The sequence below is a fragment of the Streptomyces griseoluteus genome (assembly GCF_004784465.1).
Classification (GTDB): domain Bacteria; phylum Actinomycetota; class Actinomycetes; order Streptomycetales; family Streptomycetaceae; genus Streptomyces; species Streptomyces griseoluteus.
In genome coordinates this window covers 368,916-387,678 of record NZ_SRRU01000001.1, presented here as the reverse complement: position 1 = coordinate 387,678, position 18,763 = coordinate 368,916, and the positions used below count along the sequence as shown (strand labels likewise).

At 69.9% G+C, this 18,763-nt stretch carries 8 protein-coding genes; 3 read left to right on the top strand and 5 right to left on the bottom strand.

Annotated features, from left to right (window positions below; genetic code table 11):
* Window positions 1–117 precede the first annotated feature (117 nt).
* Entirely contained in the window at window positions 118–1,023 is a 906-nt protein-coding gene (locus E5082_RS01930) for a DeoR/GlpR family DNA-binding transcription regulator (protein ID WP_229918905.1), read from the bottom strand.
* Window positions 1,024–1,202: 179 nt separating this feature from the next.
* Window positions 1,203–2,651, bottom strand: coding sequence for an NAD(P)H-quinone dehydrogenase (locus tag E5082_RS01925; RefSeq protein WP_135789548.1), 1,449 nt, complete (start codon window positions 2,649–2,651; stop codon window positions 1,203–1,205).
* A 232-nt stretch (window positions 2,652–2,883) separates the two neighbouring features.
* Here E5082_RS01925 and E5082_RS01920 point away from each other — a divergent pair, with 232 nt between their 5' ends.
* The 3 genes from E5082_RS01920 to E5082_RS01910 all read left to right on the top strand — a co-directional run bounded on the left by E5082_RS01920 (window position 2,884) and on the right by E5082_RS01910 (window position 6,603).
* Entirely contained in the window at window positions 2,884–3,708 is an 825-nt protein-coding gene (locus E5082_RS01920; RefSeq protein ID WP_086694722.1) for a purine-nucleoside phosphorylase, read from the top strand.
* Window positions 3,709–3,753: 45 nt separating this feature from the next.
* Window positions 3,754–5,385 (top strand): phospho-sugar mutase, encoded by a 1,632-nt coding sequence (locus tag E5082_RS01915; protein ID WP_135789547.1) that lies wholly within the window; start codon window positions 3,754–3,756, stop codon window positions 5,383–5,385.
* A gap of 78 nt (window positions 5,386–5,463) precedes the next feature.
* Window positions 5,464–6,603 carry a hypothetical protein gene (locus E5082_RS01910; RefSeq protein WP_135789546.1) on the top strand — a complete coding sequence of 380 codons (1,140 nt, stop codon included), beginning with the start codon at window positions 5,464–5,466 and terminating at the stop codon, window positions 6,601–6,603.
* Between the two features lie 153 nt (window positions 6,604–6,756).
* On the opposite strand, the gene E5082_RS01905 is transcribed toward E5082_RS01910, so the two are convergent.
* From E5082_RS01905 to E5082_RS01895, 3 genes are all read right to left on the bottom strand, one after another.
* Window positions 6,757–7,302 carry a hypothetical protein gene (locus E5082_RS01905; protein WP_135789545.1) on the bottom strand — a complete coding sequence of 182 codons (546 nt, stop codon included), beginning with the start codon at window positions 7,300–7,302 and terminating at the stop codon, window positions 6,757–6,759.
* A 7-nt stretch (window positions 7,303–7,309) separates the two neighbouring features.
* Window positions 7,310–17,842, bottom strand: a complete 10,533-nt coding sequence (locus E5082_RS01900; protein ID WP_229918899.1) for a LamG-like jellyroll fold domain-containing protein — start codon at window positions 17,840–17,842, stop codon at window positions 7,310–7,312.
* A gap of 220 nt (window positions 17,843–18,062) precedes the next feature.
* Complete coding sequence (locus tag E5082_RS01895) at window positions 18,063–18,683, bottom strand: type 1 periplasmic-binding domain-containing protein (protein ID WP_135789543.1); 621 nt, start codon at window positions 18,681–18,683, stop codon at window positions 18,063–18,065.
* Window positions 18,684–18,763 lie beyond the last annotated feature (80 nt).

Below are 18,763 nucleotides of genomic sequence, written 5' to 3'. Positions count from 1 at the left end.
CCAGCCGTCTCTGAAGGGCACGCTCGGCGCAGCACCGGCCGAAGGAACGGTTCCCCGGGGACCGGGGCCCGTTACTGCGCCGGCGCACCCCGCCGGCCCTGACGCCCCGTCGAGGTGCTACCTGCGGCGCAGGTCGGCCACTCGGGGGCGGTCGGTGGGCTGGTCGCTGAGGACTCCGCGGAGGGCGGAGCCGGGGACCTGGCCCCGGCGGGGGCCGGGGAGTTGGGAGGAGCGCTGGCCGCGGGGGGCCTGGGGCTGGTCCGGGGCCGGGGCGCCGGCCGCTCCGGCCACCGTGATCTGCACGCCCTGGTCGGCCAGGGCCTGGAGCTCGGTGGCGGCGCGGTCGTCGTGGGCCGGGGGCTCGTCGGTGACCAGGCGGGTGATCGCCTCGGTGGGCACCGTGCGGAACATGGTGTCCGTGCCCAGCTTGGTGTGGTCGGCGAGGACCACCACCTCGGAGGCGGCCTGGACCAGGGCCCGGTCCACGGAGGCCGACAGCATGTTGGACGTGGACAGCCCGCGCTCGGCGGTCAGGCCGCTCCCGGAGAGGAACGCCTTGGAGACGCGCAGACCCTGGAGGGACTGCTCGGCGCCGGAGCCGACCAGGGCGTAGTTGGAGCCCCTAAGGGTGCCACCGGTCATGACGACCTCCACCCGGTTGGCATGGGCCAGCGCCTGCGCCACCAGCAGGGAGTTGGTGACCACGGTCAGGCCCGGTACCCGGGCCAGTCTGCGGGCCAGCTCCTGGGTGGTCGTACCGGCGCCGACCACGATGGCCTCGCCCTCTTCGACCAGCCCTGCGGCGACGTCGGCGATGGCCGTCTTCTCCGCTGTCGCGAGATGGGATTTCTGCGGAAAGCCGGATTCTCGCGTGAATCCACCCGGCAGTACCGCACCGCCATGCCGGCGGTCGAGGAGTCCTTCTGCCTCCAGCGCGCGCACGTCCCGCCGTACGGTCACTTCGGAGGTCTGGACGACGCGGGCGAGTTCACGGAGCGACACGGCCCCGTTCGCTCGCACCATTTCGAGGATCAGTTGACGACGTTCTGCAGCGAACACGAAACTGACAGTAACCCCAACGACCGTCTGCTTTCAGCAGTTTGCGCCGAATAGCAGAAGTTGTTCGCAACCGGACCCTGGAAGTGATATAGGGACCTACCGGCCGACTATGCCGCCCGCATGGGCCGCCCGGGCCCCGCCGCTCAGCCCGCGCCACCCGCCTTGCGGGTCTGCAACTGCCGGGCCACCTCGGCGATCGAGCCGGACAGCGACGGGTAGACCGTGAACGCCTTGGCGATCTGCTCGACCGTCAGATTGTTGTCGACGGCGATCGAGATGGGGTGGATGAGTTCAGAGGCGCGCGGCGCGACCACCACGCCGCCGACCACGATCCCGGTGCCCGGCCGGCAGAAGATCTTGACGAAGCCGTCCCGGATGCCCTGCATCTTGGCGCGGGGGTTGCGCAGCAGCGGCAGCTTCACCACCCGCGCGTCGATCTTGCCCGCGTCCACGTCCGCCTGGCTGTAGCCGACGGTGGCGATCTCGGGGTCGGTGAAGACGTTGGAGGAGACCGTGTTGAGGTCGAGCGGGGCCACCGCGCCGCCGAGGAAGTGGTAGACCGCGATCCGGCCCTGCATCGCCGCGACGGAGGCCAGCGCGAAGACGCCGGTCACGTCTCCGGCCGCGTACACGCCGGGCGCGCTGGTGCGGGAGACCTTGTCGGTCCAGATGTGCCCGGAGTCGCGCAGCTTGACCCCGGCCTCCTCCAGACCCAGGCCCGCGCTGTTCGGGATCGCGCCGACCGCCATCAGACAGTGCGTACCGGTGATCACGCGGCCGTCGGCGAGGGTGACCTCGACCCGGTCGCCGACCCGCTTGGCGGACTGGGCGCGGGAGCGGGCCATCACGTTCATGCCCCGGCGGCGGAAGACGTCCTCCAGCACGGCGGCGGCGTCCGGGTCCTCCCCGGGCAGCACGCGGTCGCGCGAGGAGACCAGGGTGACCTTGGAGCCGAGCGCCTGGTAGGCACCGGCGAACTCGGCACCGGTGACGCCGGAGCCGACCACGATCAGCTCTTCGGGCAGCTCGGTGAGGTCGTAGACCTGGGTCCAGTTCAGGATGCGCTCGCCGTCCGGCTGGGCGTCGGGCAGCTCGCGCGGGTGACCGCCGGTGGCGATGAGCACGGCGTCGGCGGTGAGGGTCTCCTCGGTGCCGTCGGCGGCGGTGACGACGACCTTGCGGGAGCCGTCGAGGGCCTGCATGCCCTCCAGGCGGCCCCGGCCGCGCATGACACGGGCACCGGCGCGGGTGACGGAGGCGGTGATGTCGTGGGACTGGGCGAGCGCGAGCCGCTTCACCCGGCGGTTGACCTTGCCGAGGTCCACGCCGACCACGCGGGCCGCCTGCTCGATGTGCGGGGTGTCGTCGGCGACGATGATGCCCAGCTCCTCGTAGGAGGAGTCGAAGGTGGTCATCACCTCGGCCGTGGCGATGAGGGTCTTCGACGGCACGCAGTCGGTCAGCACCGACGCCCCGCCCAGACCGTCGCAGTCCACGACGGTCACCTCCGCGCCGAGCTGGGCGGCCGTCAACGCCGCCTCGTATCCGCCGGGTCCGCCACCGATGATCACGATCCGAGTCACGTACCCCATTGTCCCGCACCCGGCCGGAAGCGGGCGCGCCGGGGGCACACGCGTCGATACGGGCTGGTGGGAGCGGAGTTTTCACAGCGCCGGGAGGGCTCGCACGGCACTGACGGCACCGTCGGTCAGACGTGGCGCAGCCGTTTTGCCCATCCTTTGTCGAAATCTGCATGACAACGATCGCATTCCTGTGGGCTCTGTCATCTACGCGCGTAGGAGAACACCGGCTACCCTCGTCCGCGTGAACGCATCTCTCCTTCCGGACGACCGCCAGGGCGACCCGCACGCCGCCGCCGACGCCGCCGCCGCGCGCCTGCGCGAACTCACCGGCGCCGAGACCCACGACGTCGCCCTCGTGATGGGCTCCGGCTGGGCACCGGCCGTGGACGCCCTGGGCGAGCCCGACGCCGAGTTCCAGGTCACCGAGCTGCCCGGTTTCCCGCCGCCGGCCGTCGAGGGGCACGGCGGCAAGATCCGCTCGTACACCTTCGGTGACAAGCGCGCCCTGGTCTTCCTGGGCCGTACCCACTACTACGAGGGCCGTGGCGTCGCCGCCGTCGCGCACGGGGTCCGCACCGCCGTCGCCGCCGGCTGCAAGACCATCGTGCTCACCAACGGCTGCGGCGGCCTGCGCGAGGGCATGCGCCCCGGCCAGCCGGTGCTGATCAGCGACCACCTGAACCTGACGGCCACCTCCCCGATCGTCGGCGCCAACTTCGTCGACCTCACCGACCTGTACTCGCCCCGCCTGCGCGCCCTGTGCAAGGAGATCGACCCCTCCTTGGAGGAGGGCGTCTACGCGCAGTTCCCCGGCCCGCACTACGAGACCCCGGCCGAGATCCGCATGGCCCGCGTCATCGGCGCGGACCTGGTCGGCATGTCCACGGTGCTGGAGGCCATCGCCGCGCGCGAGGCCGGTGCCGAGGTGCTGGGCATCTCCCTGGTCACCAACCTCGCCGCCGGTATGACGGGCGAGCCGCTGAACCACGAGGAGGTCCTCCAGGCGGGCCGCGACTCGGCGGCGCGCATGGGCCAGCTGCTCGGACAGGTGCTGAACCGGCTGTAGCCCGACGGCGGCAGCGGACGGAATCGAGAGAGAGGTTCACCCGAGGTGCAGGACGAAGTGATCGCACGGGCCCAGGCGTGGCTGGCCGAGGACCCCGACCCGGAAACCCGCGAGGAGCTGGCGAAGCTCGTCGACGCCGGGGACACGGCGGAGCTGACCGCCCGGTTCAGCGGCACGCTCCAGTTCGGCACCGCCGGGCTGCGCGGCGAGCTGGGCGCGGGCCCGATGCGGATGAACCGCGCCGTCGTGATCCGCGCGGCCGCCGGTCTCGCCGCGTATCTGAAGGCCAAGGGCGAGACGGACGGCCTGGTGGTCATCGGCTACGACGCCCGGCACAAGTCGGCCGACTTCGCACGGGACACCGCCGCCGTGATCACCGGCGCCGGACTGCGCGCCGCCGTGCTGCCGCGCCCGCTGCCCACCCCGGTCCTCGCCTTCGCCATACGGCACCTGGGCGCGGTCGCGGGTGTGGAGGTCACGGCCAGCCACAACCCGCCGCGCGACAACGGCTACAAGGTGTACCTCGGCGACGGCTCCCAGATCGTGCCGCCCGCCGACGCGGAGATCGCCGCCGAGATCGACGCGGTGCGCGCGCTCGCCGACGTGCCCCGGCCGGAGTCCGGCTGGGAGGTGCTGGGCGACGAGGTACTGGACGCGTATCTGGCGCGTACGGACGCGATACTGGCCGAGGGGTCGGCCCGTGGCGCCCGTACCGTCTACACGGCGATGCACGGCGTCGGCAAGGACGTGCTGCTCGCGGCGTTCGCGCGGGCCGGGTTCCCGGAGCCGGTGCTGGTGGCCGAACAGGCCGAGCCCGACCCGGACTTCCCGACCGTGGCCTTCCCCAACCCGGAGGAGCCCGGCGCGATGGACCTCGCCTTCGAGCGGGCGACCGTCACCGAGCCGGACCTCGTGATCGCCAACGACCCGGACGCGGACCGCTGCGCGGTGGCCGTACGCGACGGCGGCGACTGGCGGATGCTGCGCGGTGACGAGGTAGGCGCGCTGCTCGCCGCGCACCTGGTGGGCCGGGGCGTCACGGGCACCTTCGCGGAGTCCATCGTCTCCTCCTCCCTGCTCGGCCGGATCGCCGAGAAGGCCGGGCTCGGCTACGAGGAGACCCTGACGGGCTTCAAGTGGATCGCCCGCGTGGAGGACCTGCGGTACGGGTACGAGGAGGCGCTCGGCTACTGCGTGGACCCCGAGGGCGTGCGGGACAAGGACGGCATCACGGCGGCCCTGCTCATCACCGAGCTCGCGTCGGAGCTGAAGGAGTCCGGGCGGACCCTGCTCGATCTCCTGGACGACCTCGCGCTGGAGCACGGTCTGCACGCCACCGACCAGCTCTCGGTACGGGTGGAGGACCTGTCGGTCATCGCCGACGCGATGCGCCGCCTGCGTGAGCAGCCGCCCACCGCCCTGGCGGGCCTCACGGTCACCTCGGCGGAGGACCTGACCCGCGGCACCGCCTCCCTCCCGCCCACGGACGGCCTGCGCTACACCCTGGACGGCGCCCGCGTCATCGTCCGCCCGAGCGGCACCGAGCCCAAGCTCAAGTGCTACCTGGAGGTCGTGATCCCGGTCGCGGACCGCTCCGCCCTCCCGGCGGCCCGTGCGCGGGCGACCGAACTGCTGACGGCGATCAAGCGGGACCTGTCGGAGGCGGCGGGGATCTGACGCGGGGGCGGCCTGCGAGGTCAAGATCTGCACAAGAGGCTGGTGGCCGGGGCGGCCCCGGCCACTAGTGTCCAGGTCATGACCATGAACATGACTCGTCGCAGCCTGATACGGGGCGGTACCGGCCTCGCCGCCGGTGCCGCCGCCGGGCTGGGGCTGCCCGCCCGGGCGGCGGTGGCCGCGCCCCTGGACAACCCGGCGAACGTGCCGGGCGGGACCGCGCTGATCGACGTCGCCGCCGGTTCCACCCGCTGGCTGGCCGGTGTGGCCAACCAGGACAGTTCGACCACGCTCCAGGGCATCGCCTTCGACTCGGCGGCGGGGCACTTCTACACGCTCCAGGTGGCCGGGGCGAGCCAGGTGGCCTACCTCCGCTCGGGCAGCCAGGTCGCGGTGACGGCCTCCATCGGCGGGGACGACCACGCGGAGTCGGGCGACCTCTGTCTGACCCGGCACGACATCGCCACCGGCGCGGTCAACGGATACATGTACCTGCTGGGCTTCGGCCACGGGGTCTCCCTCGGCGTGCAGCCCGCGAGCGGCGGGAACCCGGCGTACGTGTGGACCGAGGCGGGGGCCGGGCGCAGCGGGTACGGGCAGGAGTTCGTCCGCTTCCCCTTCGTCACCAAGACGGTGCTGTGGACCAGCCACCCGTCCGTGCAGCGCTTCGGCTCACCGGACCCGGCGGCGACCTCCATGACGCCGTCGGTGGACGTGGACCACAACATCCTGCTGATCCGCTACGCGCTGGGCTCCGACCACTGGTTCGCGGCGTACGACCTGGCCGCGGCGGCGGCCACGGCCGGCACCGGCACGCTCCCGGCCCCCCTGGCCCGCATCAAGCAGCCCCCGCTGTACAAGTACAAGGCCGACGGCACCCCGGACCCCACCACCCCGGCCACCTTCCAGGGCTTCACGTCGTACGGCCAGTACGTCTACATGCTCGACGGCGACCCTCGCACCACGACCCCGTCCAGCACCCTGACCGGCGTCGACAAGTGGGCCATCCACACCACGTCCTTCGACCTCAACGGCACGGGGAACAACCCCACGACGGGTTACATCGCCAGCACCCACTCGGAGGCGGACGCGGCGGCGGACCCCCGCGAGCCGGAAGGCATGGCGATCTACACGGGCGCGGGCGCCCCACGCCTGTGCTTCGGCATCACGAACAACTCGGGGAGCAACAGGCAGTTCGACCTTTATTACAAGGTCTGATCTCCGCTTCTGTCGCCGCTCACGCGAAACGCCCGGCTGGGAAACCCCAGCCGGGCGTTTTGCAGGGTCGGCAGAATCCGACCAAGCGATCACGAAGAGAGTGGCACCTTCACACGGCCCACTCGCGGGCTCGCCGTGGAGACGTCACCGGTGTCAAGGAGACACCTCCGGGACGATGGCACGCAGCTCATCGCTCCATCCTTTCGGCGTCGCAAGAGGCGGATGATCCTGAGTCACTTCGACGCGGGAGTCCATGGTTTCATCTCCATCCACGAACCGCACGCTGAACTTTCGCTCCGGATAGCTTGTCGCCAGCCTGGCCTTCCACACCTGAACCAGGATGGAGGCCAGTTCACGGTTGGCGTCCTCGACTACTTCCTCGGACCCTCTGTTCTGCCGGAAGATGTGCGCGACTTCGAACTTGTTGAAGCTGTCGACAGCTTGAGGCCACGACATGGGCGCCCAGTTCGAGCTTGCCGCGGGCGTCCGAAGTCGCGCGGAGATGTATTCCTCGTCGTCACCCCAGAGAGCCACGAAAACAGCTCCCTCGATCTCCACGAGTTTGGGCCAAAAAAGCCGTGAATACACGAGAGCCTGCACCGAATCGCCAAGCTCACTCACGTACGCGACGGGATCGCTGGACCCCACTTCCGGATACAACTGCTGCAGAATGCGACCGGCTACGGCGTCGTCACCCATTTCTTCCTCACTTCCCGTCCAGATACCCCGGTGGAATATTTTCTGGGACCTGAGCTCCGGGAAACGCCTTTCCGTTGCCCTTGGGATAGTACAGCGGCGGCTCCATACCGGAATGGCTGCCACCTGTGCCGCGGAACCTCGGACCCTTTTGCCATCCGGAAGGGGCCCTGTCGTTCTTGAGCCAGGTCTGATAGCGCGTTACGACACCATCGGCATTCCGCTCCAGAACAGTGTGATCGCCCTCCGCATCCTTGTGCGGAGGCAGATCCTCGGCACGGCCACGCTTTGCGGCTTGCGGGCCGTCTCCGGACGCCGGGCAGTTGTGGACCAGGACCGGCGCGGTCCCTGCCAGCACATAGTACGTGTGGAGGCCCTCGATGCTGAGGTCGTACGTCACTCGGTTCGCCGTATAGGCCCTGACATCGACGATCCGGGTAGCGGTGCCACCACTGTTCTGGAGTTTCTGCCCCGGCTTGAGGTCGCCGGCCTGGGTCCAGACATTACGGCTGACTTCGTAGAACTGGTGATGCTTGGTGGTCTGGATCGCCTTCGGCCCCGACTTGGTGGCTACGACGACATCGACGTAGTCACGGTCGGTCTTGGTGACGATCGTTCGCTTGACCTTGTGCTTCTCCTGCTTCTTCTTGCCCGGTTCGGCCGTGAGGACATAGTCCCCGGCCTTCACCTGCGAGATCGGCTTGGTGAGGGCGTTCGCCATCAGGACGCCGGTCGCCCCGGTGAAGCTGTGCCTGGGGAAACGACAGGTCGTCGGCTTGTCGGCCTTGGAGGGGTCCGACTTGCGACCGTACTTGCTCGCCGCGGCGCCGAAGATGCCGCCCGTCACCGCGCCGACCGCCGAGGCCTTCGCCGCGCCGCTCGCGCTGCAGCCCTCCTCGCTGGACGCGCAGGAGATGCCGTAGCCGACCGCTCCTTCGGCCGCGCCGCCTGCGGCGCCCATGGCCGCGCCCTGGAGCGCCTTGCCGCCGGCGTTGGCGAGCAGTCGGCCCACCGCGCCGGAGGCCGCACCACCGGCCGCGCCACCGAGGGCACCGGTCGCGGCGCCGATGGCCACCGACCCGATGAAGCCGCCGACGGACTTGGGGCCGTCGCTCATCAGGTAGCCGACGCCGTTGGCCGCCGCGCCCGCGAGGGCCGCGCAGCCGACCGCTCCGACACCCCAGGTCGCGGCGGTGCACCCGGCGAAGACCGCCACACCGACCGCGACCGAGACGATCGTCGCGGCGTGCTGCTTGACGAAGTTGCCCGTCGCCTTGGCCGCCGCCTTGACGCCCCGGCCGACCTTCTTCAGGGCCTTCTTGCCCAGATCGGCGGCTTTGGCGGCTACGTGCTTGACGGCCTTGGCGACCTGCCGGGCCCTCTGTTTAACGTGCTGGACGACCTTGTGGGCATAGCGTTTGACGCTCTTATAGGTGCGTTTGACGTATCTCTTGACCTTTTTGACGCTGTCGTGGACGTAGTGCACGACCTTGCGCACCGCCCGGCGGGCCTTGTGGACGACCTTCTTGACGGCCTTCTTGATGTGCTTGGCCGCCTTGCGGACCTTCTTGGCGACGGCCTTGACCGCGTGCTTGGTCTTCTTCCAGGCCGACTTGGCCTTGCTCTTGACCTTCTTGGCGACCTTGTGGAACGCCTTCTTCACGAAGCCGAACCAGTGCCCGGTGGGGTCGACACCCGTCATCGGGTTCTGGTTGGCGTACGCGTACGCGTTGGCGTTCACCGAGTCCGGCAGCGGATCGTTGCCGACGGTGTCCCGGCTGTTGAACTGGCCGGTCTGCGGCGAGTACCAGCGCGCGGCCATGTTGACCTGGGCGGTCTCGGGGTCCGTCCAGCCGGACTGGTAACCGAGGTTGCCCAGCATGCCCGCCGAGGCGGAGACCTTGCCGAACGGCGTGTAACTGGCCGAACCGCTCAGGGTCTCGCCGGAGTCGGTGTACTGCGCGACCAGGTCGTCGTGGATGTCGGTCAGCGCCAGGACCGACGACGTGCCCGACCTGATGCCCAGCAGCGAACCGTCGGCACTGCGGCTGTACGTCGCCGAGCCGTCGGAGGCGACGTCGTTGCCGTCGCCGCTGTACTGGAAGGAGAAGACGTCAGCGCCGCCTCCGTCCCTGGCCTTCAGGACGCGGTCCAGACCGTCGTAGGTGTACGTCCGGTCGCCCTCGTTGATCACGCGGTTGAAGGCGTCGGCCTTCATCTGGGTCCGGGTCCCGGACTCGTCCGTGATCGAGCTCAGCGTGCCGCGTCCGGTGTACGCGTACGTGCTGTGGCCGTCCGAGGTGAGCCGGTTGCGGGCGTCGTACGTGTACGTGTCGCCGCCGACCCTCGTGCGGTTGCCCGAGGCGTCGTAGCCGTAGACCTCCGTGGTGGTGCCGTTGTTCCAGGACGTCAGCCGGTCCGACCAGTCGTACGCGTACGTGTTGGTGGACGCGCCCGCGACCCCGGTGGTCGTCTTCGACGTGATGTTGTCGTTGTCGTCCCACCCGTAGGTGATGGACGACAGGACCTTGCCGCCGGGCGAGGTCAGCTTGTCACCGGTGATGCGCTGCAGCGCGTCGTAGCTGAACGCGCGCTTGGACTTGCCGGTGCCGTAGTCGACCTGTGTGACGGCGTTGTCGACGTTGTAGGTGTAGGTCGCCCGGGAGCCGGTGACCGCGTCGTCGACCGTCTTCAGGCGGCCCGCGGTGTCGTACCCGTAGGACGACGTGCCCGAGGCGTCCGTGCGGGACGTCATCGCGCCGTCGCCGTTGTAGGCGAACGACGAACTGCCCGACGGTCCGGACGCCGTGAGCAGCGCTCCCCGGTCGTCGTAGGTGAAGTGGTCGTCGTCCTCTCCCGCACCGGCCACGGCCGTGACGCGGTCGTCGGCGTCGTACGCGTAGGTGTGGTCGGCCGTCGCGGCCTCCGCACCCGAACCGGTCTGTTTCACCAGCCGGCTCTTCGCGTCGTACTCGTTGGTGATGGTCACCCCGCCCGGTGACCGCTGCTCGGCCACCCGGCCGCCCGCGTCGTACACCGTGGTGTAGGTGCGGTCCGCCGCGGCGGGCTGGTCCGGGGTGGACGGCTCGATGACGGACTCGGGCAGCCCCCACTTGTTGTAGGTGGTGATGAACGGGTTGCCCCGGCCGTCGGTGAAGCGGGTGCGGTTGCCCGCGACGTCGTAGCCGAAGGACGTGGTGATCGACTCGGTCGCGGAGACCGGCTCCACCGCCTTGGTCACCAGACCCGTGGGGTCGACGGTGAAGGTGGTGGTGTGGCGCCGGTAGTCGGTCACCGACAGCGGGTTGCCGGCGCGGTCGTAGGTGGAGTTGCTGGTGCGCAGCACCGCGCCGCCCGCGTCCAGTTCGCTGGTGCCGACCAGTTGGCCGAAGCCGTCGTAGGTGTTCTTGGTGCTGGTGTTGTCCGGGTCGGTCGCGGTGAGGACGTCGCCGTCCATGGTGTAGGTGAACTTCGAGGTGTTGCCCGCCCCGTCGGTCACCTCCGTGACGTCGCCGAGGGCGTTGTACTTGTACGACTCCGAGACCCCGGTCGGGCTCACCCTCCGGGAGAGGTCACCGCCCGGCGCGTTGTACTCGTTGATCGCCGTGTACGCCCGCTGTGTGGGCTGGCGGACGATGTCCGTGCTGGTCAGCTCGTTGCCGAGGTAGTCCCACGTGGACTCCTGGCGCGCACCGCCGGGACTGTTCGACGAGAGCAGGTCGCCGTTGGCGTCGTAGACCATCGTCGACCTGCCGCCGCCCGGCTCGGTGACCGAGGCCACGTCGCCGAGCTGGGTGTACGTGTACGACGTGCGGTTGCCCAGCGGGTCGACCTCCGCCGTGACCTGGCCGAGCTTGTTGTACTCGTTCCAGGACGTGGCCGTGATCGGCGTGGAGGCACCCGGCGCGGTGTAGTCCGGCAGCCTGGTCGAGGTCTCCTGGCCCTCGGCGTCGTACGCCGTGGTCGTGACGTTGCCCGACGGGTCGGACGTCTCGGTGGCCTCGCCGAAGGTGTTGTAGCCCGTCATCGAGATGGGCCGCAGGGCAGTGGGTGAGCCCCCGTCCTTCTCGGCGTTGACGACCGGCTCGGTGACCGTGGTCTGCTGGGCGGCCTCGTCGTAGGCGTAGTCCGTCGTGTTGCCGAGCTCGTCGGTCGAGGACAGCGGCAGACCCCGCTGGTCGAGCTTCCAGGTGTTGGTGCGCACCGAGCTGCCGGCCGCCGGAAGCGTGCCGCCCGCCAGGGCGGACACCTGGGACGCGCTCAGCGCGTCACCGTAGACCTGTACGTCGGCGACGGAGCCCTGCGCGTTCTCGGCGTAGGTGCCGTTGAACAGACGCCGGCCGATCTGGAGCGGGCCGGTGGCCTCCCAGGGTGAGGTGAAGGACGTGGTGGTGCCCGACTGGGCGCCGTTGACGTACAGCTTCAGCGAGGCGGACGCCTGGTCGTACACACCGGTGAGGTGGGTCCAGGTGCCGGTCTTGACCGCGGCGGTGCCGGAGCTGGTCCGGACGGTCGCGGCGCCGACGGCGTCCGTGGAGTGGCGGTTGAAGGTCCAGCCGTAGGTGGTGGAGTAGTAGAGCTGGAAGCCGCTGTTGAGCTTGCCGTCCTGGGCGAGGAAGGTGCTGTTGGCGGCGGTGGTGGTGAGCTTGACCCAGGCGGAGACGGTGAAGTCGCCGCTGGTGTTGACCGCCGGGCCGTCCGCCTGCCCGTAGGCGGTGGCGGTGCCGTTGAGGACGGCGGAGCCGCCCTTCTCGGTGGACCGGGTGACCGAACTGCCCAGCGTCACCTTGCTGTTGCCGCCGGAGGAGTCCTGGGCGGTGAGGCCACTGGGCTCCGACAGCTTCCAGCGGGCCACGGGAGCGGTGGTGCCGTCGTGCTCCGTGTAGCCGGTGACATTGCCCAGGGCGTCGTAGCGGGTGTCCGTCCGGTCGACGTCACCGGTGGCCGGGTCGGTCTCGGTCTCCGTCACGACGTTGTCGTCGGGGTCGTAGGAGACCTTGGTGCTGCGGTTGACGCCGGTCGGGTCGAGCACGGACGAGGCGACGCGGTCGGCCGCGTCCACCACGAAGGTGGAGGTGGTCCGGCCGTCGTTGGTCACCTGCTTGATCAGGTTTCCGGCCGGGTCGTAGGTGTTGGCCTCCTCGACGAACTGCTTGCCGCCTTCCGGGTCCTTGCGGGTGACCGAGGCGGAAAGGCCGTCGTCGGTGTAGGTGTACGCGGTCACCCAGCCCATGGCGTCGGTGACCGACGCGAGCCGGCCGGCCGGGTCGTACGCCCGTGACTCCTGGACCAGGGTGGTGGGCGCCGACGGGTTGTCCGGGTCGCCGGTGTAGTCGAGCAGGTTGGTGGTGAGCGGCCGCTGCTGGGCGTCGTAGGTGTAGGTGTTGACCGTCCCCAGCGGGTCGGTCTCCTTCACCTTGTTGCCGTAGACGTCGTACTCGAACGACGTGGTGCCGCCGCCGGGGTCCGTCCGCGAGGCGAGCCGGTCGTAGGCGTCGTACGTCATGGACGTCGACCGGGGGGCGTCACCGCCCCGGACGTCGGCCACCGTCTGCGAGAGCACGTTGCCGTCGTCGTCGAAGCCCGTGGTGGTCTTCGCCTGGTGCACCGCGCCGGTGACGCGGTTGGTGACGGCGGGGCTGGTCTCGGTGACGACCTGGTCGTTCTTGTCGTACGTCTGGGTCGTGGTGAGACCGGACGGCTGGGAGTCGGAGGTCTCCGTGCGGGAGATCTGCCGGCCCAGCTTGTCGTAGGTGTAGGTGATCTTCGCGCCGTTGGCATCGGTGACCGAGGCCAGGTCGCCGGTGGAGAAGTAGGTGTACTTCGTCGTCCGGCCGCCCGGTGTGGTGACCGTGTCCGTCAGGCCGGCCGGTGCCAGGGCTCCGCCGCCCTCGGCGGCCACGGTGGACGCCGTGGTGTAGGTGGTGGTGGCGGTACGGCCGCCCGGACTGCCGGGGACCGGGGGCCCGGTGACGGACAGCAGGTTGCCGCCGGTGTCGTAGGAGTAGCTGGTGAGGTAGGTGTTGTCCGTGGGGCCCGAGGAACGGCCGTCCCGCTCGGTGAGCAGCAGGTCGTTGCGCGGGTCCATCGTCGGGAAGGCGGTCGTGGCGTCCGGGTAGTACGTGTAGTACTCGGTGGCGCACTTGTCCGCCGTCGTGTCCTGGCAACTGGTCTGCGAGACCGTGTTGCCGCGCACGTCGTAGCCCGTGGTGCTCCGGTTGCCGTTGGCGTCGGTCACGGTGTGCAGGAAGCCGCCCGTGTCGTAGCCGTAGGTCGTCCGGTTGCCCTCGGTGTCGATCGCGGCCAGCAGACGGTTGCCCATCTCCGCGTCGTAGACGTACTTCAGCGTCTTGTCGGTCGGGTCGGTCAGCGTGACCGTGCGCACCGGGGCGACCCCGGACGACGCCTTGTACGCCGACCAGTGCTGCTCGACCTGGTCCTCGGTCAGCGGGTGGCCGTAGGTGGCGACCTCCGCGATGGAGCCGTTGAAGAAGCTCAGGTCACCGGGAGAGGCCTCCCAGGTCTTGGCGAAGCCCGCGCCGACGAACGACCGGGTGTTGCTCTGGTCGCCCGCCGCGCCGGTGAAGTCGGCCTGCTTGGCGCCGTCCAGGTACATCGTCTGGGTGGTGCCGGAGGCCGACAGCACCGCGTGGTGCCAGGTGTTGTCGGTGACGGCGGCCGTGGAGCCGAAGGCGGCGGAACCGGTGGCGCTCCACCAGTGGCCGTGCAGCTTGCCGTCGGAGCCCACGTACAGCAGCGGGGTCCAGGAGCCGGACGGGGTGCCGGCGGGCGCCTGTGCCTGGTCGGAGAGGATCACACCGGGGGCACTGGTCCTGAACCACAGCTCGACGGCGCGGTCGCCCGAGCGGTGCCAGGGGCCGTACGGGATCTCGGCGTACGACGACGTGCCGTCGAAGGACGCCGCGGTCACGTCACCGGCGCCGAACGGACCGGCCACGCCCTGCGTGACGGTGTTGTACGTGCCGAATCCGGTGTGCACCTCGTTGGCCGCCTGCTGCGCGCCGAGGGTGTCGGAGAGCCGCCAGTAGCCGGCCGGGACCGAGCCCATCACCGCCGAGCGGTAGACCTGCGAGGAGCCGGTGACCGTGGGCGGGTTGAGCTTCCAGGTGCCGCCCTCGGAGTCCGTGGCCTGCTTGACCAGGTCGTCGGTGGTGCCGTAGACGACCGACGCCTCGGTCTTCCCGCCGGGCGTGGTGATCTTGTTCAGCAGACCGGCGGACCGCTTGGCGGCCTGGTACTGCGCGGTGATCACCGAGGGGTCGAGCGGCTCGGAGTAGACGGCGGCCTCGGCCATCTGGCCCGTGTAGTGCCCGAGCTTGTCGTTCGGGTTCATCGAGGGCCAGCCGTCGGTGTTCACACCGGCGCCGAGGGAGAGGTAGGGCTGCTCCCAGTCGTTGATGGTGCCGCTCAGCGAGCCCTGGGAGACACCGTCGAGGTACAGCGTCTGACTGGTGGCCATGCCGGTGAGCACGGCGTTGTGCCACTGGCCGTCGGTGACCGAGGCTCCCGACGTGATGGTGGACATGCATCCCGGCGACATGGCCAGGCAGCCGCGCAGCTTGCCGTCGGTGCCGACGTACACGGCGGGCGTGTTCTTCTTGGTGTTGGCGACCGGGTCGGAGTCGCTCAGCGGCTTGTCGCCGTAGTAGAAGAGGACACCTCCCGCGGTGGTCGTCTTGAACCACAGCGAGACCGTCATGTACGACGGCGTGGCGCCCGGCGCGCTCGGCATCTCCACGTAGGAGGTCGTGCCGTTGAAGCCGGCCGTCTTCTGCGTGGAGCCCGCGAGGACGGAAGCCCCGCCCAGCGTCACGTTGTGGAACAGGCCGTTGTAGCGGCCCTGGTTGTTGTCGACGGAGTCCGCCGCGACGGTGGCACCGGACGCCTCACCGAGCCGCCAGTAGGCGTACGGGTCGGCGTCCAGCACCGTGGTGCGGTAGTGGTTGCCGGTGGCGTAGCCGTAGGTGGTGCACTTGGTGGGGGTGTTGGGCGGGCAGACCGAGGTGAGCTGGTCACCGCTGTAGCCGTAGTTCCAGGTCTGGACCGTGGAGGAGTCCGTGGCGACCGCCGCGTCGGTCGCCACCGAGGCGACGTGCGCCGTGGTGGCGCCGGACGGCGTGACCCAGGTCAGGGCGAGCGAGCGCTTCGACTTCTCGTTCGTGATCTTCGTGAGCTGCTTGGAGGTGTTGTAGGTGAACGTCTCCGTGCGGCCCGCGTAGTCCTTGATGCTGGATATCGCCGTCGTGCCCGCCTTGGCGGTGGGCTGGGTGAAGGCGTACTCGGTGAAGTCCTTGTCCGTCAGCGCGTAGCCGCCGGTGACCGGCTGGAGGCGCGCGTACCGGCCGAGCGGGGGCTGGAAGGTGCCGTCGGTGTTGCGGCCGAAGGCGACCTGCTCACCACCGGGGTAGGTGATGATCACGCTGGTGACGGTGCCGGCGGGGTTCTTGACCTCGGCGGCCTTCATGTCGGCGACCGTCGACCAGCCGGCGCCGAAGGCACCGTCGACCCGCGGGTCGATGCTGTTGTACGAGCGGTCGATCTGCAGCGAGGGGCCGACCACCTCGACGTCCGCGTCGGAGTCGTCGGTCGTGTAGTTGGCGTCGCTCGGGTCGAAGTCGTGGCCGTCGGTGTTCTGGGCGAGGCCCGAGGTGACCGGCGGCTGCGGCACGGCGGTGGTGAAGCGGCTGGAGTACGTCGTCTCGGCGAGTCCGTCGCTCACCCCCGCGTACCAGGCGTAGTTCTTGGACCACTTGAGTTTGCCCGCCGGTATCTTCCAGCTTCCCTTGGTCAGGGCGCCGGAGGTGACCACGGGCGTGGTGCTGCCGGAGTCGGCGTCGTACACCTCGAAGCTGTAGGACAGCGCCGCGTTGGGCGACTTGTCGGCGTCGCTCGCGTAGACGAGCAGCTCCGGCTGGAGGGTGTTGGCCTGGAAGTTCTCCGGCGGGTACGAGGCGTTGACCTGCGGCTCGACATTGGTGCCGTAGGTCAGGTCGAGCGAGGGACGCCAGCCGGAAGTCGCCGAGTCGTCGGAGTGGAACTTCTTCCAGTGCAGGCCGTCACCGGTCGGCGCGGCCAGCGCCAGGCCGTAGTTGATCCCGCCCGCGGCGACCTGGGTGAACCAGGACGTCGACAGCGGCACCGGCATCTTCACCCCGACACCGGTGCTGCCGGTGCTGTTGGTGCAGGAGGCACCCGGGTCGGGCGTGAGGGAGCCGATGGCCGAGCCGTAGGACGGGCCGGGGTAGGTGGTGGTCGTCGAGGGGGACCACGACTGGGTCACCGGATAGACGGAGAACGCCTCCGGGGTGCAGGTCGCGGACCACAGCGCCCAGACGTTGAGCGTGGCGGCGGAGACCTGCCGGCCGGCGATCGTTGAACCCAGCGACGAGAACTGGAGGAACGAGTTCGCCTTCGTGGTGCCCGAGTCGTACGAACCGACCTTGATCTGGCTCTCCGCCGAGCGGTTGGAGCTGTAGTCGTTCTGGACGTACGTCGCCTGGCTGGCACCCATGACCGTGGTGGGGTCGACGGTGACGGGGTAGACCCGCTCGGGGTCGTCCAGCCAGTCCCGGTCGGCGGTCATCCGCAGCGCGGGCCCGCCGTCCACGGTGGTCAGTTCGTACCTGACCTCGGGGGACCGGGCCCCGTCGCCGGAGCGGCGGTCGATGCGCGAGTCCTCCATGTAGGCGTGGGGGACGGTCGCGGCCACCTTGCCCTCGGCGCCGGTGAACTCGACGTCACCGTTCTTGCCGATGCGCGGGGTCAGGCCCTTCGCGTCCAGCGCGAACAGCCAGGAGTTGTCCGCGTCCTTGGACCGCAGGACGAGGTTCTCCTTGAAGCCGTCCGCGATCGGCGCGAGCTGCACGTCGGTGCCGGGCAGGGCGTCCGCGTACAGCAGGGTGCCGTTCTCGTCCTCGGACGCCTTGGTCTCGCGGGCGCCGATGAGGGAGTACCCCACCGAACGGCCGCTGCCGAGGCCGAGCGAGGCCAGCCGGTCGTCGGCCGCGTCCGGGGCGAAGTCGACGTCGACGGAGTTGGCGGTCTGCTCGAACCGGCCGTCGTCGCCCTTCTTCAGGCTGGTGTCGATCGGCGTCCAGGTGCCGTCCGCCGACTTGAAGTTGGCCCGTACGTCGTAGTGGCGGACGGTGGTGGAGCCGTCGGCGTTGACGAAGTAGTCCGAGGTCGCGGTGGACTTCCTGGCGTTCCGCTCGCTGGTTCGGGGGTTGAAGCTCTTCGCCGAGGCCAGGGCCTTGGTGGTGGTCTTCTGGGGCCGGCTCACATGGCGCTGGTAGGCGCCGAGTTCGCCCTTGCCGCGGCCCGGCTTGTGGCCGGCCGTGCGGTGGGTGCTGGTGGCCGCCGCCGAGGCGTGGTGGCTCTTGCCCCGCGCGGTGCCGCCCTGTTGGTCGGGGGTGTCGAGGGAGGAGCTGTGGGCCCACTTCACCAGGCCGGCGAAGGACAGTTCGGGCATGCTCAGCGCCGGCAGGGTGGCGCCGGTGGCCGCCGCTGTCTCGGTGGTGAGCATGAAGGTGAGAGAGACAAGTACAGAAAGAGCCGTAGCCCTCGCTCGACGTCTGCCGGAACCGCCCGGCGGGAACAAGCGAGGGCTACGGACCCAGCGAACACGCATGGGGGAGCCTTAACTTAAGAAGTCAGCAAAACTTCGTAAGCTTTTCTCACCTTCGAGCATTTGACCTACACGAGTCCCTCACTTTTAGCTGATCTTTACTTCGACACGCCGCGTGTCACTGCCCGGAGGCGTCAACGGCCCGTGTGATCGCGTCGGCCACCGTCTCCGGGAGCGAGGTACCCGGCTCGGCCTCGGTGACGTTGCCAGCCTTGCTGCCGCCCGCACTTGACGCTCCGTCGACCAGGACGAACCGCACCTCGGGGTGTTCGGCGGCCGCCGCGCGGGCGACTCGCGCCTGGGGGGTGCCGACCGCGACCAGGACATCGCACTGACGCTGCATCAGGCTGTTGAGGAACGGACGGGTGTTGGCCACCGACTGCGCGCCCGTCACCGGCACGTAGTTGATCCGGGCACGCGTCTCCAGCGACGCCCGCTGCATGCCCTGCCACGCCGAGGCGGCGTCGGTGCCCTGCGCGATGCCCTTGTCGCCGGTCAGCAGGCAGGCGTCGAACTCCTTGTACTGGCGGGCGCGGGTGTCCGGCGGGCCGTCCTGGCGTCCGGCGAGGTGGACCCACACCCCTGCCACCACCGCCACCACCAGTACGGCACCGGCGGCGATCCACGCCCTCCGGTCGCGCGACAGCCGGGCCGCGGCCGTCATCGCGCGCAGGAGGCCCAGCTTGTACCGGTTCTCCGGCGCCTTCTTGTTCGCGCGCCAACCGCGCCGGGTCTTCACTGCCGTCTTCCTCTGTCCTTCGGGTGTCGGATGGGGTGCGCGCGGGGGCGCGGAGAGAGCGGGGCACAAAAATCGGCGGC